This is a genomic window from Vibrio sp. 10N.261.54.A5, from assembly GCF_041471145.1.
GTDB classification, from domain to species: domain Bacteria; phylum Pseudomonadota; class Gammaproteobacteria; order Enterobacterales; family Vibrionaceae; genus Vibrio; species Vibrio crassostreae_C.
In genome coordinates, this window is the sequence record NZ_JBFRNU010000024.1 from 1 (window position 1) to 23450 (window position 23450).

The window sequence follows — 23450 nt, forward strand, 5'->3', positions numbered from 1 at the left end:
CCAGAGCCAGAGCCAGAGCGCCAATTTTCGAGTCACCACTCAAGCTACGCAGAAATACGCGCGGCTGAGTTTGAGGTTCCTAACCTTGAAGATGTTCAGAAACTACTCAGCCGTTTAGAGGCGACCAATGTTGTTGATGAACTGAACCTTGATGAGTTGATGGATCAGAACACCCAGAAAATCGCCCAGCAAGCAGACATGCAAATGTTTGATGTCGCGGTTGAGTCTGTTCAAGTGTTCGAAGAGCCAGAGATTCAGGATTGGAATCTTCCAGAACCCGATTTATCAATTGTTGTAGAGCCACCTGTTGAATCGCAGCAAATTGAAGAGTTACAAGCTGAACCGTTAGCGACGGAACAAGCAGAAGTTAAGGCTGTTGAGCCTGAACTTGACGTTCCTGAGCCCGAGACAGTTATTGAACCAGAAACTCAAGCCGGAGGTGCTGACCAGTTTACCTCTTGGGAAAGTACGGTTCGCAAAGAAGACTTTCAAGTCTTGTATTTTGATGTAAACGGCGTGACCTTTGCGGTGCCACTTGATGAGCTTGGCGGCATCCATCGCCTTGAAGAGTTAAGTCATATCATTGGTAAGCCAGCTTGGTATTTGGGTTTACAAACCAACCGTGATAGTCAGCTAGATGTGGTCGACACCGCAAAATGGGTGATGTCTGAGAAACTATCAGGTGACGAATACAAAGAAAACTATCAATATATAGTGATGCTTGGAGAGAGCTTGTGGGGCCTTGCGGGCACCGAGCTCAAAGGCACCGAGCTACTTAATACAGACAAAGTACGTTGGCGAGAAATGGCAGGGAAACGCCCATGGCTCGCTGGTATGGTAAAAGAAAAAATGTGTGCTTTGATTCATGTTGAAGCATTAATCGCCATGCTAAACGCAGGGCTAGATGTAAAAGCATTAAGCTAGTAATAAGCATTGGGCTAACAATAAGCATCAAGTTAATAATAGTGGTCGGTAACGACGGCAAGAGGATTATCTATGTCTCATATGAGTGAAGTTGAAGTAAGAAAAGAGCAAACGAATGATGAAGTACTTCAATGGGTGACTTTCCAGCTAGAAGAAGAAACTTACGGCATCAACGTAATGCAAGTACGTGAAGTACTACGTTACAGCGAAATTGCTCCAGTACCGGGTGCTCCAGATTACGTTCTAGGTATTATTAACCTACGTGGTAACGTTGTTACTGTTATCGACACTCGTTCTCGCTTTGGTTTGATGCAAGGTGAAATCACAGACAACACTCGTATCATCGTTATTGAATCTGAGCGTCAAGTAATTGGCATTCTAGTAGATAGCGTTGCTGAAGTGGTTTACCTGCGTTCTTCTGAAATCGACACAACGCCAAGTGTTGGTACTGATGAAAGTGCTAAGTTCATCCAAGGTGTAAGTAACCGAGATGGCAAGCTACTTATCTTAGTAGATCTAAACAAACTACTAAGCGAAGACGAATGGGATGAGATGGCTCACCTGTAATGTTTGAAGCGCTTCCTTTAAGCCCTGTCGCTCTGATATCAGGCGTTGGGGTTTTTACGTTATTTATCCTGATTTTGATTAGCAAAGTAAAACGTGCGATTCAAAAGCAGCTCGATCAGTCACGCCTGCAAGTTCGTAACTTGGACAAAGAGCTTCAAAAATCGAGTAAGCAATTACTTGAGGTTCGCTCTGTTGTGGTTGGCCTTGGCCAGAAAGTGACTGAACAACAAGATCTTATCAAACATTTGAATGAACGTATTGTTGAGCTGGAACATGCGGATACCGATGGACGTTTGTACACACGTGCAACGAAAATGGTTCAGCTTGGCGCTGGGATTAACGAGTTAATTGAAGAATGTGAATTACCCAAAGCAGAAGCTGAGCTGATGATGTCTCTGCAGAACAAGCTTGCTGGTAAAGAGAAAATTCCTTCATTACGAAGCGACCCTTCATCGTACGATCAGCAACCCGATGCCTCTCGCGATCGCAGAGACCCGCCTCGACGTCGTTAAATTGAGCGCTTAATTCGTATTGAGCAATTGATGTTTATTACGTATTCCTCTTAAAAGAAGCTTCGGCTTCTTTTTTTATGCCTGTCCGATCTATATAGAACGATGTTTATAAGTGCTTGTATCTACGACAATATCTTGTTTGTTGATGAAAATGTGTAAATTGTGATGAGGTGGTAACAGTTTCTTACCGACTTTGTTCTATCGAAAACGCCTAGTCCTGTTTTGTCACCATGTTGGTGTGCTACTATAGCGCTCTCATTACTCGACTAAATTTACCTATGCTAGAAGTCTCAAATTTAACTGCTATTCGTGACGACAGGATTCTGTTTGAATCGTTGTCTTTTCAATTGAAACCAGGTGAGCTGGTTCAAGTTGAAGGTCGTAACGGTACCGGGAAAACGACACTCCTTAGGATTATTACTGGCTTAGGCGATCGCGATGACGGCACTATCTCTTGGGACGGTGAGTCTATTGAATCGAGTCGAGATGTTTATCATCAAAATTTACTTTTTCTTGGTCACCAAACAGGCGTAAAGCGCGAGCTTAGTGCTTATGAGAATCTGAGCTTTTATCAGTCGATTCACAGTGGCGGTACCAGCAAAGAAGAGCTTTATCACGCGCTGGCTCAAGTCGGGCTTGCGGGCAGAGAAGACGTACCTGCGGGGCAACTTTCAGCAGGCCAACAACGCCGAGTTGCGTTGGCTCGCCTTTGGTTGAGCAAGCAAATGTTGTGGATTCTTGATGAGCCGCTGACTGCCATTGATAAGCAGGGCGTGAAAGTTCTCGAATCTCTTTTTTCTCAGCATGCAGACAACGGTGGCATTGTGTTGTTAACCACACACCAAGATATGTTTGCTGATAGCCCGAAACTAAGAAAAATAAAGTTGGGTGAGTAATATGATCTCTTCAATGACCACGATTATCCGACGCGAACTGCTTATCGCGTTTCGACGTCAAGCGGATATCTTTAACCCTTTGTGGTTCTTCATCATTGTTATCACGCTTTTCCCTTTGAGTATTGGCCCAGAGCCAAACCTACTTGCGCGTATTGCTGCGGGTATTGTTTGGGTGGCCGCTTTGCTCTCTGCATTGCTCTCTTTAGAGCGTCTTTTCCGTGATGATTTTCAAGATGGCGCCCTTGAACAGATGATGCTGATGCCAATCCCGTTGCAGTTGGTAGTATTGTCCAAAGTCATAGCACACTGGTTGTTGACCGGGTTACCATTGATTTTAATCAGCCCATTATTGGCTGTTTTGTTGTCTTTAGATTTTGATACATGGCTCTCAGTTGTGTTGACCTTGCTGGTAGGAACACCCGCATTGAGTTTTATTGGTGCGATTGGTGTTGCGTTAACCGTTGGGTTACAGAAGGGCGGAGTCCTGTTAAGCCTGTTAATCTTGCCGCTTTACATCCCCATTTTAATCTTCGCGACGTCAGCAATTGACGCTGCGGCTTTGGGCGTTGCATACAACGGTCAATTGGCGGTGCTTGGGGCAATGTTAATGGGTGCGATGACTATGACGCCTTTTGCGATCAGTGCCGCACTTAGAGTAAGTGTGAACTGATTGGGGTTCCGTTATCGTATAGCCAATGTGAACCAAATGTGTCGATTGGACTCATAGAGTCAATAAAACTGAAAGCAAGACAAATAAAATTATTATAATTATAGCTTTAATAGCTGTAAGCAATATGAAGTAAGAGTGAGATTACAACATGTGGAAATGGCTCCATCCCTATGCCAAAGCAGAAACCTCTTATCAGCTTGCTGGTAAACTTTTGCCATGGTTTTCGATCCTAGCGCTATTGTGTCTATCCGTCGGTACCGTGTGGGGGCTTGCATTTGCGCCTTCTGATTACCAACAAGGCGATAGCTTCCGTATCATCTACATCCATGTACCGTCTGCAATCTGGTCTATGGGCGTTTACATGTCGATGGCGATTGCTGCCTTTATCGGTTTGGTATGGCAGGTAAGGCTATCAGACATGGCCGCACTGGCGATGGCACCGATTGGTGCTGTGTTTACCTTCATTGCGTTACTAACCGGCGCTGTTTGGGGTAAACCAATGTGGGGCGCCTGGTGGGTTTGGGATGCGCGTTTAACCTCAGAGCTGATTCTTCTATTCCTATACTTGGGTGTGATTGCACTACACCACGCTTTTGACGACCAAAAAACAGCAGCGAAAGCGGCAGGCATTTTGGCTATCGTTGGTGTCATCAACCTCCCTATCATTCACTTCTCTGTAGAGTGGTGGAATACACTTCATCAAGGCGCGACCATTACTAAGTTCGCAAAACCTTCGATCTCAAGTGACATGCTATGGCCGCTTCTTCTTAACATCTTCGGCTTCGCTTTCTTCTTTGGCGCTTTAACCATGATTCGTTTCCGTAACGAAATCATCAGTAAAGAGAGTCACCGTCCATGGGTTCGCAAGCTTGCGGCTGAAAAAGCGTAGTAGGGTAGGTAATTATGTATTTTGAATCTTTGAGTGATTTCTTAGCCATGGGAGGTTATGCCTCGTATGTCTGGAGTGCATTTGGAATCACATTCCTCGCGATGATCATTTTACTGGTCGTAAGCGTTCGTCGTGGTAAGCAATTACTAAATGAAGTACAAGCTAAGATTGATCGTCAAGCTCGTATCGATGCAGCAAAAAATATGGAGAACACTCTATGAACCCAAGACGTAAAAAGAGGCTGGGCATTGTCTTAGCGATCTTTTTTGGTATCAGTGCGACTGTTGGATTGATGGTTTACGCACTTAACCAGAACATGGATCTGTTCTACACACCAACTGAGCTGGTCAACGGCAAAGATGGTAAGAAACCTGAAGTTGGTCAACGCCTACGTATTGGTGGCATGGTCGTAGTCGGCTCTGTAAGCCGTGACAATGAATCACTACGTGTAAGCTTTGATTTGCAAGATGTAGGCCCTAAAGTAACAATTCTATACGATGGCATCCTTCCTGATCTTTTCCGTGAAGGCCAAGGTATTGTTGCTCAGGGTGTTCTTAAAAATGCAACGACAATCGAAGCGTTTGAGGTGTTGGCAAAGCACGATGAAGAGTACATGCCTTCTGAAGTTGCGGAAGCAATGAAGAAAACCCATGAGCCTTTGCAATACACGACTGAACAAAAAGAAGGAAATGCTCAATGATAGCCGAGATCGGCCATTTTGCGATGATCCTGTCCTTGGGACTTGCATTGCTGCTAAGCGTGCTCCCACTGTATGGAGCCGCTCGAAATAACACATTATTGATGAACAGCGCACGACCGTTGTCGTGGGGTATGTTCGGATTCTTAGCGATTTCGTTCTTTATCCTGTGTTACGCGTTCTACACAAATGATTTTACGATTCAATACGTAGCAAGTAACTCGAATAGCCAACTGCCTTGGTACTACCGAATTACGGCGGTTTGGGGCGCTCACGAAGGTTCATTACTGCTTTGGGTTCTTATCCAAGCGGGTTGGACGGTTGCTGTAGCGACGTTTAGTCGTGGTATGCCTCAAGAGTCTGTGGCTCGCGTACTGGCTATCATGGGTTTGATTACTGTCGGCTTCTTGCTGTTCATTATCGTAACGTCTAACCCGTTCCTACGTACATTGCCTTTCTTCCCTGTAGATGGCCGTGACTTGAACCCACTACTGCAAGACCCGGGTTTGATTATTCACCCGCCAATGCTTTACATGGGTTATGTAGGTTTCTCTGTTGCGTTCTCTTTCGCAATCGCTTCTCTAATGAGTGGTCGTCTTGATACGGCATGGGCTCGTTGGTCACGTCCTTGGACAATCGCAGCTTGGTTATTCCTAACGGTAGGTATCGCACTAGGTTCATGGTGGGCTTACTACGAACTTGGCTGGGGTGGCTGGTGGTTCTGGGATCCAGTAGAAAACGCTTCATTCATGCCTTGGTTGGCTGGTACTGCTCTAATGCACTCACTAGCGGTAACTGAAAAGCGTGGCACATTTAAAGCTTGGACAGTATTGCTGGCTATCTCTGCATTCTCGCTAAGCTTACTAGGTACATTCTTAGTTCGTTCGGGCATCTTGGTATCTGTTCACGCATTCGCGTCGGATCCTGCTCGTGGTATGTTTATTCTAGGTTTCCTAGTCTTTGTTATTGGTGGTTCACTGCTGTTGTTCGCGGTTAAAGGCGCATCGGTTCGTGTTCGCGGTAACTTCGATTTGGTTTCTCGTGAAAACGCACTGCTTGGTAACAACATCTTATTGATTGCAGCGCTTGTCGTTGTATTAGTCGGTACGCTACTGCCATTAGTTCACAAACAGTTAGGCTTGGGCTCGGTATCTATCGGTGCTCCATTCTTTGACATGCTGTTCTTTTGGTTAATGATTCCGTTCTCGTTCTTGCTTGGTATCGGTCCTCTGATCCGCTGGAAACGTGACAACCTGTCTAAGCTTGTTAAACCAATGCTGATTTCAGGTGCATTCTCACTGGGCTTGAGTGCGCTAATGGTTGCTCTATTGGCCGACCGCTTCAGTGGTACTGCGTTTGCTGGTTGGGTAATGGCGTTCTGGATTATCTTCATGCACGGCTTTGAGTTGCATGAACGTGCGACTCACCGTCACACATTCCTGAAAGGTCTAACTAAGCTACCTCGAAGCCACTGGGCAATGATGTGTGGTCACATTGGTTTAGCCGTGACAGTGATTGGTATCGCGATGGTGCAAAACTACAGCATCGAACGTGATGTGCGTCTGGCGCCAGGTGAAAGCTACCAGCTTGAAGAATACAGCTTCCTGTTTACAGGGGTTCGTGACAAAGATGGTCCTAACTACGATGGTTACATTGCTGACTTTGAAATTACTAAAGAAGGCAAATACATCAACACGCTTCACGCTGAAAAACGTTTCTACACCACCGCTAAGTCTATGATGACGGAAGCAGCGATTGACCGTGGTGTAACGCGCGATCTTTACATCGCGATGGGTGAACGTTTAGACGACAACAAATCTTGGGCTGTACGTATCTACTACAAACCATTTGTACGTTGGATCTGGGCAGGCTCTTTGATCATGTCGATTGGTGGCGCTATTGCTATCAGTGACCGTCGTTACCGTTTCCGTAAGCCAACCAAAAAGTCGGCTGAAGAGCAGGAGGCTTAATCCGAATGAACAAGAAGATTTTATTCATTCCATTGATTGCGTTCATGGTTCTAGCTGGAATCTTTGCAACGCAATTAATGCGCAACCAGTCGGGTGATGACCCAACTAAGCTTGAATCCGTATTGATTGGTAAGCCTGTGCCTGAGTTTGACCTAGAAGATTTAGAGCAACCAGGTAAGCTGCATGATCAAGCTATCTTTAAAGGTGAGCCGTTGCTTCTTAACGTATGGGCGACTTGGTGCCCTACTTGTTATGCAGAGCACTCTTACCTGAACAAACTTGCTGGTCAAGGGGTTAAGATCATTGGTCTTAATTACAAAGATGATCGCAATAAAGCGGTTGGTTGGTTAAAAGAGCTGGGTAACCCGTACCTAATCAGCCTGTTTGATGGTAATGGCATGCTAGGTCTTGACCTCGGCGTGTATGGCGCACCTGAAACTTTCCTAATTGATGCTAACGGTGTGGTTCGTTACCGCCATGTTGGTGATGTGAACCCGACCAACTGGGCATCGACGCTTGAGCCGATGTATCAAGAGTTGTTGGAGGAATCGAAATGATTAGAAAGGCATTGATTACTCTATTTGCTACGTTCGCAATCTCAGCGACGGTTTCTGCTGCACCTATCGAATTTCATGAATTTGATACCGTAGATCAAGAGCAGCAGTTCAAAGAGCTAAGCAATACATTACGCTGCCCTAAATGTCAGAACAACACGATTGGTGATTCGAACGCTGAGTTAGCGGTCGACTTACGTCAAAAAGTGTACGAGATGACAAAAGACGGTAAGTCGAAGCAAGATATCATTGATTACATGATTGCTCGCTACGGTAACTTTGTGACTTACAATCCACCACTGACACTAGCAACATCGATCCTTTGGATTGGTCCGTTTGCGGTGGTTGTGTTTGGATTTGGCTTGATCATTTTGCGAAGCAGAAAGTCAAAATCGAAAGCGGCAGTAGAGTCAGATAAAGACTGGGATGCAGACAAAGAAGCTCGCTTAAAAGCGTTACTCGATGAAGAGAACGACGGAGATAAGAAGTAATGACTCTATTTTGGATTTCTACCATTATCCTTTCGCTAGCGGCAATTTTCTTAATTGTTCTGCCTTTCATTAACAAGAAGGCAAACAATGACGAAATGCTTCGCGACGAGTTGAACAAAGCATTCTATAAAGACCGTCTTGTCGAGTTAGAAGTAGAAGCAGAGGAAGGTCTTGTTGATAACCAACAAGAACTGATCGATGATTTGAAACAGTCTCTGCTTGATGATGTTCCTGCACAAGAAGAGATGAAGAAGACTCAAATCTCTACGCTTGGTGTGGTTGTACCGTCGATCATCCTTGTCGTCGTTGTGACTTATGGTATGTACTTTAAGTTCGGTGCGTTGGACAAAGTTCAACACTGGCAAGAAGTGAGCTCGAACCTTCCTGAATTGTCTAAAAAGCTAATGTCATCGGAAGGTGGTGCACTAACGGATGATGAGTTGGAAGATTTGACTCTAGCGCTTCGTACTCGTCTGCATTACCAACCAAAAGATTCAACAGGTTGGTTACTACTCGGTCGTATTGCACTGGCTAACCGTGATGCTGAAACAGCAAAAGATTCTATGGAGCGAGCTTACAAGCTTGAACCTAAGAATGAAGATGTTCAGTTAGGTTTCGCACAAGCACTGATGCTTTCACCTGATGAAGCGGATCAAAACCAAGCTCGTTTGATTTTGAGCCGTTTGATTCAAAACGATTACGTCGACCTTCGTGTGTTCTCACTGCTAGCGTTCGATGCATTTGAGCGTCAAGACTACCCGGGTGCTGTGAAGTACTGGAGCATCATGCAACAGATGATTGGTCCACAAGACAGTCGCTATGAAATGCTTTCGCGCAGTATTGAAAGTGCTCAGAAGAAAATGGGCGACACTATGGGTGTCGACCAAGGTAAGACTGTTGCTGTAACGCTCGATCTATCTGCAGACGTGAATGCTGACCCTAACTCAGTGTTAATTGTGTCAGTACACAGAGCTGATGGTTCTCCAATGCCTATCGCAGCGGCACGCTACCCACTAGGGACTTTCCCTCGTACGGTTGTGCTAGATGACGGCAACAGCATGCTGGAAGGGCAAGAGCTGTCTAGCCTTGAAACACTGATGGTTAGAGCTAGGCTTGATACAGACGGCAACGTTTCAACTCGCGAAGGTGATTGGTACGGTGAAAGTGAAGTGGTTGAATTGGGCGCTCCAGTTACCATTGATATCAATAAGCAATATTAATCATCACTTTGCATAGGTGTTATCTATTCCGATTTGCAGATAAACGGTATAGACTTAGCCAAACAATTGAGGCCAGCGATTGCTGGCCTTTTTTATTATTTGAATTCCTTATGGAAAAGGTGATATGTCTGTCAGTGTTTTAAGACTCTCGAGTTTACTTTTTATCGCAAGCTTAACGGTTGGGTGTTCAAGCGCGCCGGACGAAAGTGTTGACGATGATAACCTCGAAACCTCTGAATACGTCGAAGAGTCCCACTCCAATGATCCTTTTGAAGGTTTCAACCGAGCGATGTGGGATATCAACTACGAATATCTAGATCCTTACTTAGTTCGCCCTGTTTCCCTCGCTTATGTTGACTACACCCCTGTGCCAGTGCGTTCTGGTATCTCCAATTTCCTAGCCAACTTAGACGAACCATCAAGCATGGTGAATAACCTTATTATGGGCAATGGTGAAAAAGCACTCGACCATTTCAATCGTTTTTGGATTAACTCAACGATTGGTTTGTTAGGCTTAATCGATATTGCTAGCGAAGCTGGGATCACCAAGTACGATGATAAGTCGTTCTCTGATGCGATTGGTCATTACGGGGTAGGAAATGGTCCGTACTTCATGGTGCCGGGTTATGGCCCAATAACAACGCGTGAAGTAACTGAAACCGTTGATGGTATGTATGTGCCTCTGTCTTTCTTGAACTTCTGGGCTAGCTTAGGAAAGTGGGCATTCGAAGGCATGGAAACTCGTGCTCAGTTAGTGTCACAAGAAGCGCTCTTGGATAACTCTCCTGATCCATATGCATTAACGCGTGATGTTTACATTCAACGTCGTGATTTCAAAGCCGAGATTGAACCTGAAGAGGTCGACCTTGAAGAAGAAGATTTCATCGATGGTTATCTAGAAGATTACTAGAAACACGATTTAGAAAACCGATAAAAGACAGGCTCGATGTTGATGCAACATCGAGCCTTTTTAATATTTTCTACTTTTAGGGCGGTAGATTAGAAGCGGTAGTTCGCTTGGATGCCCACTAACCAGATGCTACCAGTCACTTCACCTTCGAAGTCACCACCAAATGGCGCAGAACTTGCGTCATCTTCAACCATTTTTGCGTCTTTCGCTAGGATGTAAGTGAAACCAGCGTCTAGTGTTAGTTGCTCAGACCATTGGTAGCCAGCACCAATACTCAACCAAGTGCGGTCTGTTTCCGGAATCGTCGCAGTACGGTGTTCATCGCTTACCGCTGAAGTGTCGTACGCAATACCAGAGCGCAGAGCTAACTTAGGTGTCATTTGGTAAGTTGTACCGATCGCAAAGCGGTAGTTGTCTTCCCAGTTCTCTTGCTTGATATCTTGAGTTCGAGCAGGACCGAATTCAGGGATGTCAGCTACTAGTTCTTCAAAGCTACTCCAATTAGTCCAGTTAACGCTCGCATGTACAGCGACTTTATCTGATAGTTGATGGAAGCTTGCAAGCTCGGCGGTTGCTGGCAATGCAAGTTGCATTGAGCCGTTATATTTTGACTTCACAGGAGTACCTAAAGCGCCAGCAACAGCATCAAAAGCGACACCATTTGCGTGGCCCTCAAGCGTTAGGTCTACTTCTGACTTGTAGGTAAAACCAAGGCGGTTGTTTTCATTGATCTGCCAAGCGGTACCAACTTGCCAGCCCCACGCTGTGTCATCACCTTCCATGTATTTTAAAGCTGTACCTTGAGGCATAGGAACTAGAGAGTTAACTGTAGATACCGCTCCAAAGCTACCTTCAGCCATGATGTAACGAATACCACCACCAATAGATACGCTTTCAAGTACTTGGTAAGCCGCGTTTAGGTTTAGCTCCATCGTAGTAACACTTGCTTCGTTACCGTGGTTTGCGCCACCAAAGTCTTTACCTAGGTCTGTTTCCATACCGTAGTTAGTGCCAGCAGCAAAGCCTAATGCGAACTTGTCGTTGTACTTATGAGAAACATAAAAGTTTGGGATTACTGCACTGTGCGCAAAATCGCTAGAATTTGACGAAGTCGATTGTCCCATCATGGACGTAGAAGTACCGTCGATATCGATGTTAGGGTCAACATAGATAGCACCAACAGAAACCTGAGTACCTTCTAGGTAAGTCAGCATGGCAGGGTTACGCCATTGTGCGTCTGCGCCGTCAGCCATTGCAGCTTCACCAGCGTATGCGCGGCCAAGGCCTGTTGCTGAGTATTCTGCTAGTTGAAAACCTGCCGCGTGAGTGACGGTAGAAGTCGAAAGTAGTCCAACTGCCACTGCAGCAGATAGAAGAGTCTTATTCATTTTCATTATTATGTTCGCTGAATCATAAGTATTTAGTGGCGTGATTCTACGTTTAGAGTCATTGCTTTAAAAATGAAATTCGAATAAAACAGTGTTTTAGGGATTTAATGAGTAAATGTGTTTAATTATTAGAGAAATAATCTAAATGTTTCTGCTGTGTTGCGAAGTTTGAGCGTACACTTGTAGTCATATATTGACCTTGCAGGCTACAGTTGTAAGCTTAAATTGATGTAGGTCAGTGGTTTAGGTAATAAAAAAGGGTCGCATTATGCGACCCTTTGGAGATTACTTATTAGCTTATATTAGAAGCTACGGCTGTACTGCAGACCCAGTAGGATTGCATCAGCATGTGTCGTACCAGTAATTGATGAAAGGTATTGTGGTTGACCTGGTGCACCAAAGAATGGGTTTTCAGTCTTCTCTTCTACGTCAACATCATCACCCATTAGGTAAGTGAAACCAAAGTCGATGTTCGACTTTTCGTCTAGGTGATATGTGAAGCCTGCAGAGAACCATTGACGATCTGAGTCTGGAACTGAAATTGAAGTTAGCTCATCCTGTGCGCTTGTGTCGTACATGTAACCCGCACGTAATGTCCAAGTTTGGTTTAGGTAGTATGTACCACCGATGGCATAGTGCATACCGTTTTGCCATTCGTAGTCATTCAATACGCCAGCATCTTTAGCTTCTAGCTTGTCAAAAGAGCTCCAGCCGATCCATTGAACAGAGTAGTGTACTGCAAATTTTGTATCTTCAATGCGGTGGTAACCAGAGAACTCAAGAAGATCTGGTAAAGGCATGTACAACGTGTCGTCTTTGTACTCAGTACCTAAGTAAGAGATATCGCCTTCAGCTTCTAGCTTCGGAGAGTAATGATAAGCTAGACCGAAACGGTTGTTCTTATCTAGCTCAAATACGGTACCTAAGTTAAAGCCTAGAGCCCAACCATCTGCATCGACATTTAAAGCATCGCCTTGCATGCCCAGAGGGTTTGGTCGCTGAAGCTCGCCTTTTCCGTAAATTAGGTCAAGGCCAGCACCAAAGCTCCATTGTTCGTTCAGACGGTATGAACCAGCAAGGCCAAAGTTAACACTTTGTACATCTGTTAGACCGCCATACTCGTTACCAGCGTAATCTGAAGAGAACTCAGTTTTAGTGCCGAAGTTAGAGTAAGCGTTGATACCCCATGCAAACTTGTCATTAACAGGAACAATAAGGTGGATGTTTGGAGCGATAGAAGTATCACCAGCATCATCGTAGTTTGCATTTGAAGACAAAGGAGAAGAAACTCCACCTGGATTGTAGCTAGCGTCTTTAACTTCAATCATAGAAGTGATGCTTTCAAAACCAAGAGATAGTTCAGTTTTGTCAAACAGTGCCATTGCCGCAGGGTTACGTGCCATTACTGACGCGTTATCTGCGATTACTGCATCACCAGCGAAAGCACGGCCGATACCGGTAGCTGATTGTGCGTTAAGTTGGAAACCTGCTGCCATCGCTTGCGAAGACGCCAGTGTAATTGTTACTGCTAAAAGAGACTTTTTAAACAGACGCGTGTTGTTGGTAGTCATTCATTTATTCCTTTATATATCCGCCTCTACAGGGCGATTGATTTGAGCAATTGCTCAATGGTGGCTGATCCTATTCGCAAGTATACGATATACAAATCCGACCATTGGAAATTTTGAGTGGAAAATTATGGAAATGACGCCTATCTGGCACGAAAATGGTGCGAAATGCTGTTTTTTAGAGTTTTAACTCTAGAGGTATTGGTGGGGTGAATGATTTTGCAGTTTATTTATAAATAAAGCCCAGCAATATCAGTAATATAATTGCTGGGCCTTTTGTGACGGGGCTTTAAGAGCGAATTAGCTCATTGGTTTGATCATTTTTGTCAGCTTTTCGGCGATTTTGGAAACATCCTCACCATTTTCACCCACAAGGATTAAGCTGCTGCCATCGACGGGGGTTACCGAGCCGGACATGCCTTTTTCATCAAAGTCGATAGGTTTGTCTGTCGGAATACCGGTTAAAAACAGTGTTACTTTGCCTTTTGCGCCTTGGAAGACCATATGTACTGCGTTAGATTTACCAAAGCCACAGTGGTTTAGGTAATAGACGTGGTAAGGGAAAGCATCATCAAACTGAAAAGCAAATGGATTCATTTTTGCATTGATCTGCTGCGATGTGACCTGTTCATCGATGTTACTAACAAAGCTCTTCTCATCAACAACATGCTTCATCGCCGTATCAACTAAACTAGCTTGCGCAGGTGAAACGAATGCATTTCCCCAATTCACTTGGCCAACTAATAAACCTGCAACGAATGCTACTGAGGCGGCCATTGCCATTGCTCGTCTCGCAAACGTTGGCCTTACTACTTTGCTTTCTTCGCTTGAGGTCTGATTGAACAGAATACGATCAGCAAGATCGTCTGGCACATCCACATTCATCGCAGAGTGGATCTGTTTATCAAGCGCTAGTACATCGTCTAAGAAGTTACTATTGGCTTCGCTATTCGCGGTCGCATCAACAATATCTTGTGTACGTTGTTTAGGTTCCGACAATACACGACGACGAAATTCCAAATCATCCATTATGTTGCCCCCTCTCTGCCTCTTCTGTATCCAACAGCTCTTTCAACTGATTTCGAGCTCTGAATAAACGTGTCATCACCGTGTTTTTGTTGAGATCGAGAATATCGGCAATCTCATCACCACTAAAACCACCAATCACTTGCAAGAAGAGAGGTTCACGGTAATCAATTTCAAGTTTCATGATCTGGGCTTGCAACCACTGGTGCTGATGGTGCGGGTCATCGCTGACACTAGCATCGTTACCGTGATCGTCGATATCAACCAGATCAAACTGTTTGCGTTCAAAACGTCGAGCGTTCTCGCGTCTCAAGATGGTAATCAGCCAAGATTTAGCGGCTTTTTCATCTTGAAGGCTATCGAGTGACTTCCATGCACGAAGGCAAGTTTCTTGAACTAAGTCTTCGGCAATGCTTTTGTCTTTGCATAACCAATAGGCGTAGCGAAACAGGTCACGATGATAGGCACGCACGAGTGCTTCGTATTTTCTTTGTTTGTCCATATCAGAGTTGACCGGACGCTTGGCTGTTTTCTTTCCAAACATTTTTATTATTGACACACGAGCCTCCATAATTGCTCTGCGTATAGCTGTCCTCTATACGTTGTGCTTCGTTTTTTATATTTTTAGAGCTAACGATCGGCAGGAAATCGTAAAATCACATTAAAATTGATCTACTTCAAAATCTAAGGCCTCGAACCCGTTATAGTACACCTTGTCGTCTAGTTAGTCATTCGTGGCTAGCATGTTGAGCAAGACGACACTTCCTTTTGAAGGCTGACTTTACTTTCTCCTAATCAGGAAACTGATTATTTCAATTGGCGCTAAGTTAATTGCTTTATATACATTCCGACCACACAGCTTTGTGTGGTTTTTTTTTGCCTCAAGAAAACCATTCCCTACACAGCGATAACAGTCTTTGCTTACAATAGTTTAGTCTCTTACGACAACCTTTCCCCCAAAAAGGTTCGCCTGAATGCGCAGTTATATTTTCAAACAGTGAGATACTCGTATCACGTTTATTTAAACGCTCGTTTGATTTAATTAACAACTTCTTTACAATGCTTCAGGTCAGACCTCTTAACTTTAAGGAGAAACCATGGGCAAACAGGAAGTCAAAACGCGTTCTGGAGAACGTGTTGCCGTTGTCGCTGGATTACGAACCCCATTTGCTCGTCAGAGCACAGAATTTAGCCAAGTGCCTGCGGTTGACCTAGGCAAAATGGTTGTGAGCGAAATGCTTGCAAGAACGGATGTCGATCCTGCGCTTATCGAACAAGTTGTGTTCGGCCAAGTAGTGCAAATGCCAGAAGCGCCGAACATTGCGCGTGAAATCGTGTTGGGCACAGGCATGAACATCAATACCGATGCCTACAGTGTCACACGAGCATGTGCGACCAGCTTCCAAGCGGCAGTTAACGTGACCGAAAGCATTATGGCTGGCACGATTGATATCGGTATTGCGGGCGGTGCGGACTCTTCTTCTGTATTGCCTATCGGTGTTTCGAAAAAGTTAGCGGCAAATCTATTAGCGCTGAGTAAAACGAAAACTATGGGTCAAAAGCTGAAAATTCTTAAAACACTTTCCGTAAAAGATTTGATGCCAGTACCACCTGCAGTTGCTGAATACTCGACCGGTTTATCCATGGGACAAACGGCTGAGCAAATGGCTAAGACGCATGGTATTACTCGCGAAGCTCAAGACGCACTTGCTCACCGTTCTCACTCTTTGGCTTCTCAGGCATGGAAAGAAGGCAAGATTAAAGACGAAGTGATGACTGCATTCCCGGCGCCTTACAAAAAGTATCTAGCGGAAGACAACAACATTCGCCACGACTCAACGGTTGAAGGTTACGCTAAGCTACGTCCTGCTTTTGATAGAAAGTACGGCAGTGTAACGGCAGCCAATGCTACGCCACTGACTGATGGCGGTGCAGCAGTGATGTTGATGCGCGAAGGTAAAGCGAAAGAACTAGGCTTAGAAGTGCTTGGTTATATTCGTGGTTATGCGTTCTCAGCGATTGGTGTTGAAACAGATATGTTGATGGGCCCGACTTACGCGACCTCACAAGTATTAAAGAACACCGGTTTAGAGTTGTCAGACCTTACACTGATCGAGATGCATGAAGCATTCGCTGCCCAAGTTTTGGCTAACGTTAAAATGTTCGCGAGCGATGAGTTTGCACAGAAGAATCTTGGCCGCGACAAAGCGATCGGTGAGATTGATATGGAGAAGTTCAACGTGCTGGGTAGCTCGATTGCTTACGGACATCCGTTTGCAGCGACTGGCGCGCGCATGATGACTCAAACATTACGTGAACTGAAACGTCGCGGTGGCGGCTTGGCATTGAACACAGCTTGTGCGGCTGGTGGTTTAGGTGCAGCAATGATCTTGGAGGTAGAATAATGTCTACGACTCTTGATGCAACAACAGAAAAAGAAACAGTCGCTCAACCAGATTCAACCTCTGCGACTGAATCAACCAAAAAGAAAGCGACAGCATTTACTCTCAATATCGATGAGCAAGATATTGCTTGGTTAGCGATTGATGTGCCAAACGAGAAAATGAACACGCTGCAAGCGGCTTTTGCTGAAGAAATGAAAGCCATTTTCGAGCAACTCAAAGAAAAGCAGAGCCGAGTTAAGGGCCTAATCGTTCATTCTCTTAAGCCAGATAACTTTATCGCTGGTGCTGATGTAAGAATGCTTGATGCGTGTAAAACGGCTGACGAAGCACAGTCTCTAGCTCGCCAAGGGCAGGAGATGTTCCAAACTCTGTCTGAACTACCGTATCCAGTAGTCGCAGCGATTCACGGCCCATGTTTAGGCGGTGGTTTAGAGCTCGCACTGGCGTGTGATTACCGCGTATGTACCGATTCAGATAAGACTCGTCTTGGTCTACCAGAAGTACAGTTAGGCTTACTACCAGGTTCTGGTGGTACACAGCGTCTACCTCGCCTTATCGGTTTGCTGCCTTCTCTTGACCTTATTCTTACAGGTAAACAACTGCGCTCTAAGAAAGCGAAATCGCTTGGTGTTGTGGATGCTTGCGTGCCTGAAACTATCCTGCTTGAAGTCGCTAAGAGCTTTGTTGAAAAGAATACGGGCAGTAAAAAAGGTAAGCGCCTTGCGTCGAAAAGCCAAGCGTCGACCAAAGAGAAGCTGATTTCACGTAACGGCCTTGGTCGCAAAGTGATTTTTGAACAAGCTTCTAAGAAGACCAATCAGAAAACACGCGGCAATTACCCAGCAGCAGATGCGATTCTAGACGTGATTCGTTATGGCCTTGAGAATGGCTTTGACAAAGGCCTTCAGTATGAAGCGAAGCGTTTCTCTGAACTGGTTATGACTTCTGAATCTAAAGCCCTTCGTTCGATTTTCTTTGCAACCACGGAAATGAAAAAAGAACACGGCGCAGACGCAGAACCAAAAGCGGTTAAGCGTGTTGGTGTGCTAGGCGGCGGTCTTATGGGTGCAGGCATCAGCCATGTCAGCGTTGCTAAAGCGAAAGTGCCTGTGCGTATTAAAGACGTATCAAATGAGGGTGTACTGAACGCGCTTAACTACAACTTTAAGTTATTCGATAAGCAGCGTAAGCGTCGTATTCTGAGCCGAGCGGGTCTTGAAAGTAAGATGCTTCAGCTATCTGGTGGTATCGACTTTACGAGTTTCAACCACACTGATGTAGTGATTGAAGCGGTATTTGAAGACCTCGACCTTAAGCAATCAATGGTTGCGGATATCGAAGCCAATGCCAAGCCAGAGACTATCTTTGCGACCAACACGTCTTCGCTGCCAATCCATAAGATTGCGGAGAAGGCGCAGCGACCAGAAAACGTGGTCGGTCTTCACTACTTCAGCCCAGCCGAAAAAATGCCGCTAGTAGAAGTTATCCCTCATGAAACTACGTCAGAAGAGACGATTTCTACGGTTGTTGCATTAGCGAAGAAGCAAGGTAAAACGCCGATTGTTGTGAAAGACACGGCTGGTTTTTATGTGAACCGTATTCTTGCTCCGTACATGAACGAAGCAGCGCATTTACTGCTAGCGAACGAGCCGATTGAAAAGCTCGACAGCACGTTATTGGACTTCGGTTTCCCGGTTGGTCCTATCACTTTATTAGATGAGGTGGGTGTTGATATCGGTGCGAAGATCATTCCGATTTTAGTGAATGAGCTTGGCGATCGTTTCCAAGGTCCTGATGTGTTCGATATTCTTTTGAATGACAATCGTAAAGGCCGCAAGAGTGGTAAAGGTTTCTACACTTACAAAGGCAAGAAGAAGGAAGTGGATAAGTCAGTTTACAAGCTGCTTAAGCTGCAACCAGATCCTAAGTTGAGCGATAACGATATCGCGATGCGCTGTGTGTTACCTATGCTAAACGAAGCGGTTCGTTGTCTAGACGACGGCATTATCCGCAGCCCTCGTGATGGTGATATCGGTGCGATTTTCGGTATCGGTTTCCCGCCATTCCTAGGTGGTCCGTTCCGTTATATGGATCAAATCGGCATTAAGTCACTGGTTGAGATGATGAACGATTTCGCTAAGAAGTACGGTGACCGTTTCGCGCCATGTGATGGCCTACTGACACGTGCTGGATTGGGTGAGTCTTTCTACAAGTAACTCTCTAACTCATTGATTAAGAAGCCCGTATCAAGCAATTGATGCGGGCTTTTCTGTTTTATGAACGAGTGTGAAAGGAATGAGATTCCCGACTCAGTCGTTCCTCCTTCTCGGGAATGATGATTGAGAGATAAAAAGTAAGTTATTGCGTTGATTAGAAAGGTGGTCAAACACACGTCAATCAAAACTACCGTCATCTCATAAAGCGACGAAGGAGCGTAATAGGAGATCTGCTTTTGGGCTGCATCCAATAAAAAAGGTTGATGCTTTCACATCAACCTTATGATTTTCATTCCAGCTTTATCAGCCTAGCTCAGTATCTTTCGGGCGTAACTGAAACTCATCAATAGAGCCAATTTCAACACCTGCTGACAGCTTCTCTTCCTCATTATGAGCATTACCGTGAGCATGCATAATCAGGCGATTTGCCGTGCGTGGTTTTAGCTGGCTAACCACAAAACGCATCATGTCTGAGCGAGTTAACCCCTTAAGGTCTTCCAATACGCGCTCTCTCTGGTTGAACTCAACATCCTTATTGCCTATCGCAACCCATAAGCGCTGAGCTCGCCCTCGCAAAGTTGTATCTGGTGTCGAAATCTGATTCCAGAGACCGCGCTTACTGCTGTGCCATTGATAGTCGTTAAGCTCCAACAGCACCATGTAAAAGGCATTGAGGAACTCATCTATTGAAGCTAACAAGTCAGCAGGGGCGGCATTCGGTGATTGCACATACAACACAATACCAGGGTGTCGGTTGAGCGGCATATTGACAGTACCGACCATGTAACCTAGCTGCTGCTTGGTTCGTATCTCATGGAAGAAAGTGGCCGACATCAAATGGTTTGCCAATGAATACAGCGCGATATTTTTAGGTGAAATATCAGGGCATTGGTAATAAACCACAATTGCTGAATCATCTTGGTTACACACCACTTCACGTTGGAAGCTGCCGTTTTCACCGAGCATGATGAGCGGACGCAGTGATTCTTCGTAAGCCTGATCTTGAACACGCAGTGCATCTTTTAGCGTTTCAGCCATCTTGTGTGCATCGGCTTTTTTCCAGTCGCCATACACAAACATCTCAACATGAAGTTCCGCCAAGATTGCTTGAACAAAAGAGGAGAGCTCATCGACCTCTATCGTTTCTAGGGCTTCAATTAACACGGAATAAGGCGGGTTATTTGGTTGAAGTATCCCAGTCATTGCATTAAACAACTGCGAAATAGGGCGATCTTGCGACGCGTTGTTCCAGTTTCTGAGCAATTGATGCTTGATGGTTTCGAAGCGTGTTGGACTAAAGTCGCGTGCTTGGAAACGTTCAAGAATCATATTGAGCAGTTGTGGCTGTTTCTCGCTAAACCCGGACAGAGTGAGCGTTACACCGCCCTGATGGGTGTACATGTTGTAGCCCATTCCGGCGATTTCAGCCTGATACGTATCTTTTTCGAGTGAGTCTAAGAACATCTCTACGCACAAGCGTGTTTTAACGATATTTCTTGGGCTAGCAACTGAGTGCGGGCTATCGATAGCAACATACACCACACCTTTTGGCACCCGGAATTGATGGTCTTGCAGATGCCATAGCTTAAAGCCATCGAGCTCTTCTAACAGTTGTGGGAACTTAGCGTCACCTTCGAGTTCAGTCGGGTCTAGATCGTAGCAAATAAACGGGTTTTTGCTTGGGAGTTCAAACTGCCAACCGGGGTTAATGCACGTAAAGCATTGAACTTGTTCAGCGCTAAAAGGTGTGACCGAGTAGGGCGTAAAGTACCACTTCGCTTCCCTGTCATACTCGAATCCCTGAGCAACAATGGTTGCCCGCATGTTGTCGACGGTTAAGTAAGGCAGCAAAGCACGCTGTAATTCGTCATCGAAATGCGACATTTTGTAATCGCCATACACCACATCTTGCTCTTGGTAGTGCTGCATGTTGATGACGAGGTGGCTGACGACATCAAGCGGTCTTGCTGGCTCTTGAAAGCGGAAAGCAGACTCTAAAACGGCGCGTTTTTCTAGGTAGCGCCACTCTTCTATGCCTTGTTGTTCGACTAACTTGATGTACTGAAATATCGCTTGGATGATGTTATCGGTTTTGGTTAAACCTTCTATGGTCAATGAGCAACTGACTGTGAAATCACGGTAGTTACTGCCACTCGCGCCACCACCTGCAGAGAGAGATGTTATCCAGCCTTTCTCTTTGAGTTGCATCATCAAACTGCCTTCACCTTCGTAACCTAAAAGGTGGGCAAAGAACGACAAAGGCTTAACGCCGTAGTGTTCGTCCATGCTTGGCATCGGGAAGGTTAAGATCAGTTTGCGCACTTCTTTAATCGGCTCAACGCGGACTTGTACACCCGTACTTAACTCGCCGACAATCGGAACTTCAACCTTTTTGCCTTGTAGGTTGTGATTGGTGATTGAGCTAAAGCGATCCTCAACCCAGCTTTGCATCTCATCTAACGACTGATTGCCAGACAGTGTCAGTGTCATCAAGTCAGCAGAGTATTGTTGCTGGTGGAAAGCTAAAATCTCTTGTCGAATCGTCTCGCCGTTTCTGTCGCCCAACGTATCGATATTACCGACAGAAAACTTCGAGAATGGGTGATTGTGATTCACCAGTTCTTTGGTAACTTGGTACAAGCGTCGTGAGTCGTCGTTGAGTTTCATCTTGTATTCGGAGTCAACGGCTTGGCGTTCTTTGTCTAACGCTTCTTCGTTGAAAAGGGGAGCGGTAAAAAATTGGCTGAAGCGATCAAGTGCGGTTTCAAAGGCATTCAATTCAACATCAAAAAAGAAGCAGGTGTGCTCTGTTCCTGTCCAAGCGTTGTTGCTACCGCCATGCTGGCTGATAAAACTTTGGAACTCTCCGACCTTTGGATACTTTTCAGTTCCCAAAAATAGCATATGCTCTAAGTAGTGAGCTAAACCCTCTCGGTCTGTAGGGTCATCAAAATGCCCCACATTGACGGCTAATGCGGCTGCTGCTTTTTGAGCATTTTGATCCTGAACTAACAGTACACGTAACCCGTTATTTAAGTTTATGTAGCGGTATTGATGTTCATCATTTGGGCTTAAGTGCACAGGAGCATCTCCAGAGAAGGTGGTTTTTAAATTATGTACCCGATGATTCGGCGTGCAAACCTTGTGATCATATTTTGGGATATGAAGTGCTTTTTGGCGATTTCTAAATCATTTTTATCGATTTTTATCAGTAATTTATTTTCTTTTAACAAGATTGTTAAGAAAGTCGAACTCTTTGGCAAGTGACTTGATATAATTATTTATATTGACTGCGGTTTCTCTGGATTGAGAGCCAAACCTAAGTAGCGTTTCGCTGATATATGGGATATATCGACTTTCGACATGTTACGAAGACAGGATTGAACATGAAAATATTCATTATGCGCCACGGTGAAGCAGAACATTTTGCCAACTCGGATGCAGAAAGAGCGTTGACCAAGCGCGGGAAAATGGCTTCTCTTGCCGTGGCACAAGCTGCAAATGAGCAGGGGATTAGTCAATTCGATAAAGTGCTGGTGAGCCCATATTTAAGGGCACAAGAAACGTGGTTAGAGATCTCTCAGGCGTTTTCTGGAAAGAAAGTAGAAACCTGTGATGATATTACGCCTTATGGAATGTCCGACGATGTGTTTGATTTGACCTTAGCAATGGCTGAAGTAGAAAAACTAGAGACCATTTTATTTGTTTCTCATTTACCTCTAGTGGGCTACCTAACTGCAGAGTTTGCAACAGGCATGGCGCCGCCTATGTTTCCCACTTCGGGCCTAGCGTGTATCGACTTCAACCTTGAGACACAAAAAGGTGAGTTGCTTTGGAACATCAATCCATAAGCTCGTTGAGCTCTGTTTGATGACAAAGTTGCAGACAATTAGAAAGGGCATCTCAATATGATTGGGATGCCCTTTGTTGTTTTTTGGTGAGAGAGAGTTTGTTAACCAGAATTACTTCTCAGGAACCGAAAGCAAGACTAACAGCGCGCCATTGCCGCCAAACTCTAACGGTGCTTGGTGGAAAGCCATCACGTCTGGGTGCTGTGCTAACCACAAAGGCACCTTCTGTTTAAGGATGTGTTTACCGATACCGTGTTGAACACAGGCACACGCCACGCTCTCTTTCACGCAGTGCGCAATCATCGCGCCAAGCTCACGTTTGGCTTCTTGTTGAGTCATACCATGCATATCGAGATACACGTCAGGCACGTAGACACCACGACGGAGGCGCTTGACCTCATATTTAGAGACATCATCACGCGCATAACGCGTCGGACCGTCTTCGCTAAGATGCGGAATGAACTCATCCGAGAAATAAAACTCGCTATCACTGGCTTGTCTTGCCGTTCGAGTAATTTCTTTTTGCTTGGCATTTCTTTTTGGCTGCTGGACTATGGTATCCTGTTGCAACTTTTTAACGCCCTTTACTGCATCGTTGAACAGGGCGAAATCGTCATCGAAGTCGGTGTCTTTTTTGCTCATCAGGTTATGAATTCTAATTAGAAACGTAATTAGCAGTATTGTAGCGCTTTTCGG

The 23450-nt window shown here is 45.1% G+C and carries 22 protein-coding genes; 16 read left to right on the forward strand and 6 right to left on the reverse strand.

Translation table 11 applies throughout. The features are described from left to right. The 13 genes from AB4329_RS07875 to AB4329_RS07935 all read left to right on the forward strand — a co-directional run. A partial coding sequence (locus tag AB4329_RS07875; RefSeq protein WP_372137967.1) for a chemotaxis protein CheW occupies nucleotides 1-924 on the forward strand: 924 nt, incomplete at its 5' end. A 72-nt stretch (nucleotides 925-996) separates the two neighbouring features. Continuing rightward, entirely contained in the window at nucleotides 997-1491 is a 495-nt protein-coding gene (locus tag AB4329_RS07880; protein ID WP_017064109.1) for a chemotaxis protein CheW, read from the forward strand. Next, entirely contained in the window at nucleotides 1491-2003 is a 513-nt protein-coding gene (locus AB4329_RS07885) for a DUF2802 domain-containing protein (protein WP_017060660.1), read from the forward strand. The genes AB4329_RS07880 and AB4329_RS07885 overlap by 1 nt, the downstream gene beginning before the upstream one ends. Nucleotides 2004-2281: 278 nt before the next feature. Continuing rightward, nucleotides 2282-2899: a cytochrome c biogenesis heme-transporting ATPase CcmA gene (gene ccmA, locus AB4329_RS07890; RefSeq protein WP_017060659.1), complete on the forward strand. Its 618-nt coding sequence runs from the start codon at nucleotides 2282-2284 to the stop codon at nucleotides 2897-2899. 1 nt (nucleotide 2900) lies between these two features. Then, complete coding sequence (ccmB, locus tag AB4329_RS07895; protein ID WP_017060658.1) at nucleotides 2901-3569, forward strand: heme exporter protein CcmB; 669 nt, start codon at nucleotides 2901-2903, stop codon at nucleotides 3567-3569. Nucleotides 3570-3717: 148 nt separating this feature from the next. Next, nucleotides 3718-4458 carry a heme ABC transporter permease gene (locus AB4329_RS07900; RefSeq protein WP_017068974.1) on the forward strand — a complete coding sequence of 247 codons (741 nt, stop codon included), beginning with the start codon at nucleotides 3718-3720 and terminating at the stop codon, nucleotides 4456-4458. Between the two features lie 14 nt (nucleotides 4459-4472). Continuing rightward, nucleotides 4473-4679 carry a heme exporter protein CcmD gene (gene ccmD, locus AB4329_RS07905; protein WP_017060656.1) on the forward strand — a complete coding sequence of 69 codons (207 nt, stop codon included), beginning with the start codon at nucleotides 4473-4475 and terminating at the stop codon, nucleotides 4677-4679. Then, nucleotides 4676-5158 (forward strand): cytochrome c maturation protein CcmE, encoded by a 483-nt coding sequence (ccmE, locus tag AB4329_RS07910; protein WP_017064106.1) that lies wholly within the window; start codon nucleotides 4676-4678, stop codon nucleotides 5156-5158. Before ccmD ends, ccmE begins: the two co-directional genes overlap by 4 nt. Continuing rightward, entirely contained in the window at nucleotides 5155-7125 is a 1971-nt protein-coding gene (locus tag AB4329_RS07915; RefSeq protein ID WP_017060654.1) for a heme lyase CcmF/NrfE family subunit, read from the forward strand. Before ccmE ends, AB4329_RS07915 begins: the two co-directional genes overlap by 4 nt. Nucleotides 7126-7130: 5 nt before the next feature. Further along, on the forward strand, nucleotides 7131-7682 hold the full coding sequence (locus AB4329_RS07920; RefSeq protein WP_017066365.1) for a DsbE family thiol:disulfide interchange protein: 552 nt from the start codon (nucleotides 7131-7133) through the stop codon (nucleotides 7680-7682). Next, nucleotides 7679-8170, forward strand: coding sequence for a cytochrome c-type biogenesis protein (locus AB4329_RS07925; RefSeq protein ID WP_017066364.1), 492 nt, complete (start codon nucleotides 7679-7681; stop codon nucleotides 8168-8170). The genes AB4329_RS07920 and AB4329_RS07925 overlap by 4 nt, the downstream gene beginning before the upstream one ends. Continuing rightward, the gene (ccmI, locus tag AB4329_RS07930) at nucleotides 8170-9390 is read left to right on the forward strand and encodes a c-type cytochrome biogenesis protein CcmI (protein WP_017066363.1); all 1221 of its coding nucleotides are present in this window, start codon (nucleotides 8170-8172) and stop codon (nucleotides 9388-9390) included. Before AB4329_RS07925 ends, ccmI begins: the two co-directional genes overlap by 1 nt. Before the next feature lie 124 nt (nucleotides 9391-9514). After that, complete coding sequence (locus tag AB4329_RS07935) at nucleotides 9515-10300, forward strand: VacJ family lipoprotein (RefSeq protein ID WP_372137969.1); 786 nt, start codon at nucleotides 9515-9517, stop codon at nucleotides 10298-10300. Between the two features lie 89 nt (nucleotides 10301-10389). Here AB4329_RS07935 and AB4329_RS07940 read toward each other — a convergent pair whose 3' ends face one another. From AB4329_RS07940 to AB4329_RS07955, 4 genes are all read right to left on the reverse strand, one after another. Continuing rightward, nucleotides 10390-11694, reverse strand: a complete 1305-nt coding sequence (locus tag AB4329_RS07940) for an outer membrane protein transport protein (RefSeq protein ID WP_017068971.1) — start codon at nucleotides 11692-11694, stop codon at nucleotides 10390-10392. Between the two features lie 296 nt (nucleotides 11695-11990). After that, nucleotides 11991-13259: an outer membrane protein transport protein gene (locus tag AB4329_RS07945; protein WP_102332826.1), complete on the reverse strand. Its 1269-nt coding sequence runs from the start codon at nucleotides 13257-13259 to the stop codon at nucleotides 11991-11993. A 297-nt stretch (nucleotides 13260-13556) separates the two neighbouring features. Beyond that, nucleotides 13557-14285 carry a DUF3379 domain-containing protein gene (locus AB4329_RS07950; RefSeq protein WP_060983667.1) on the reverse strand — a complete coding sequence of 243 codons (729 nt, stop codon included), beginning with the start codon at nucleotides 14283-14285 and terminating at the stop codon, nucleotides 13557-13559. Further along, entirely contained in the window at nucleotides 14278-14826 is a 549-nt protein-coding gene (locus tag AB4329_RS07955; protein WP_017060646.1) for a sigma-70 family RNA polymerase sigma factor, read from the reverse strand. The genes AB4329_RS07950 and AB4329_RS07955 overlap by 8 nt, the downstream gene beginning before the upstream one ends. A gap of 553 nt (nucleotides 14827-15379) precedes the next feature. Between AB4329_RS07955 and fadI the strand changes: the two genes are divergently transcribed. Both fadI and fadJ read left to right on the forward strand, forming a co-directional pair. Then, the gene (gene fadI, locus AB4329_RS07960) at nucleotides 15380-16687 is read left to right on the forward strand and encodes an acetyl-CoA C-acyltransferase FadI (protein ID WP_017060645.1); all 1308 of its coding nucleotides are present in this window, start codon (nucleotides 15380-15382) and stop codon (nucleotides 16685-16687) included. After that, nucleotides 16687-18903 (forward strand): fatty acid oxidation complex subunit alpha FadJ, encoded by a 2217-nt coding sequence (gene fadJ / locus AB4329_RS07965; protein ID WP_372137971.1) that lies wholly within the window; start codon nucleotides 16687-16689, stop codon nucleotides 18901-18903. The genes fadI and fadJ overlap by 1 nt, the downstream gene beginning before the upstream one ends. 303 nt (nucleotides 18904-19206) lie before the next feature. Here the strand turns inward: fadJ and AB4329_RS07970 are convergent, their stop codons facing one another. Then, nucleotides 19207-21984 carry an insulinase family protein gene (locus AB4329_RS07970; protein ID WP_372137973.1) on the reverse strand — a complete coding sequence of 926 codons (2778 nt, stop codon included), beginning with the start codon at nucleotides 21982-21984 and terminating at the stop codon, nucleotides 19207-19209. A 305-nt stretch (nucleotides 21985-22289) separates the two neighbouring features. Between AB4329_RS07970 and sixA the strand changes: the two genes are divergently transcribed. Then, a complete protein-coding gene (gene sixA, locus AB4329_RS07975) occupies nucleotides 22290-22754 on the forward strand; it encodes a phosphohistidine phosphatase SixA (protein WP_017064097.1) in 465 nt (154 codons plus the stop codon). 111 nt (nucleotides 22755-22865) lie between these two features. Here the strand turns inward: sixA and smrB are convergent, their stop codons facing one another. Beyond that, complete coding sequence (smrB, locus tag AB4329_RS07980; RefSeq protein ID WP_017064096.1) at nucleotides 22866-23396, reverse strand: endonuclease SmrB; 531 nt, start codon at nucleotides 23394-23396, stop codon at nucleotides 22866-22868. Nucleotides 23397-23450: the final 54 nt, after the last annotated feature.

Excerpts from the sequence above, each read along its gene's own strand:
- ccmE (WP_017064106.1), top strand. The coding sequence starts at position 4,676 with ATGAACCCAAGACGTAAAAAGAGGCTGGGCATTGTCTTAGCGATCTTT.
- AB4329_RS07950 (WP_060983667.1), bottom strand. The coding sequence starts at position 14,285 with ATGGATGATTTGGAATTTCGTCGTCGTGTATTGTCGGAACCTAAACAA.
- AB4329_RS07925 (WP_017066364.1), top strand. The coding sequence starts at position 7,679 with ATGATTAGAAAGGCATTGATTACTCTATTTGCTACGTTCGCAATCTCA.
- AB4329_RS07920 (WP_017066365.1), top strand. The coding sequence starts at position 7,131 with ATGAACAAGAAGATTTTATTCATTCCATTGATTGCGTTCATGGTTCTA.
- ccmA (WP_017060659.1), top strand. The coding sequence starts at position 2,282 with ATGCTAGAAGTCTCAAATTTAACTGCTATTCGTGACGACAGGATTCTG.
- AB4329_RS07915 (WP_017060654.1), top strand. The coding sequence starts at position 5,155 with ATGATAGCCGAGATCGGCCATTTTGCGATGATCCTGTCCTTGGGACTT.
- ccmD (WP_017060656.1), top strand. The coding sequence starts at position 4,473 with ATGTATTTTGAATCTTTGAGTGATTTCTTAGCCATGGGAGGTTATGCC.
- sixA (WP_017064097.1), top strand. The coding sequence starts at position 22,290 with ATGAAAATATTCATTATGCGCCACGGTGAAGCAGAACATTTTGCCAAC.
- fadJ (WP_372137971.1), top strand. The coding sequence starts at position 16,687 with ATGTCTACGACTCTTGATGCAACAACAGAAAAAGAAACAGTCGCTCAA.
- AB4329_RS07940 (WP_017068971.1), bottom strand. The coding sequence starts at position 11,694 with ATGAAAATGAATAAGACTCTTCTATCTGCTGCAGTGGCAGTTGGACTA.
- AB4329_RS07880 (WP_017064109.1), top strand. The coding sequence starts at position 997 with ATGTCTCATATGAGTGAAGTTGAAGTAAGAAAAGAGCAAACGAATGAT.
- AB4329_RS07955 (WP_017060646.1), bottom strand. The coding sequence starts at position 14,826 with ATGTTTGGAAAGAAAACAGCCAAGCGTCCGGTCAACTCTGATATGGAC.
- ccmI (WP_017066363.1), top strand. The coding sequence starts at position 8,170 with ATGACTCTATTTTGGATTTCTACCATTATCCTTTCGCTAGCGGCAATT.
- fadI (WP_017060645.1), top strand. The coding sequence starts at position 15,380 with ATGGGCAAACAGGAAGTCAAAACGCGTTCTGGAGAACGTGTTGCCGTT.
- AB4329_RS07945 (WP_102332826.1), bottom strand. The coding sequence starts at position 13,259 with ATGACTACCAACAACACGCGTCTGTTTAAAAAGTCTCTTTTAGCAGTA.
- ccmB (WP_017060658.1), top strand. The coding sequence starts at position 2,901 with ATGATCTCTTCAATGACCACGATTATCCGACGCGAACTGCTTATCGCG.
- AB4329_RS07935 (WP_372137969.1), top strand. The coding sequence starts at position 9,515 with ATGTCTGTCAGTGTTTTAAGACTCTCGAGTTTACTTTTTATCGCAAGC.
- smrB (WP_017064096.1), bottom strand. The coding sequence starts at position 23,396 with ATGAGCAAAAAAGACACCGACTTCGATGACGATTTCGCCCTGTTCAAC.
- AB4329_RS07900 (WP_017068974.1), top strand. The coding sequence starts at position 3,718 with ATGTGGAAATGGCTCCATCCCTATGCCAAAGCAGAAACCTCTTATCAG.
- AB4329_RS07885 (WP_017060660.1), top strand. The coding sequence starts at position 1,491 with ATGTTTGAAGCGCTTCCTTTAAGCCCTGTCGCTCTGATATCAGGCGTT.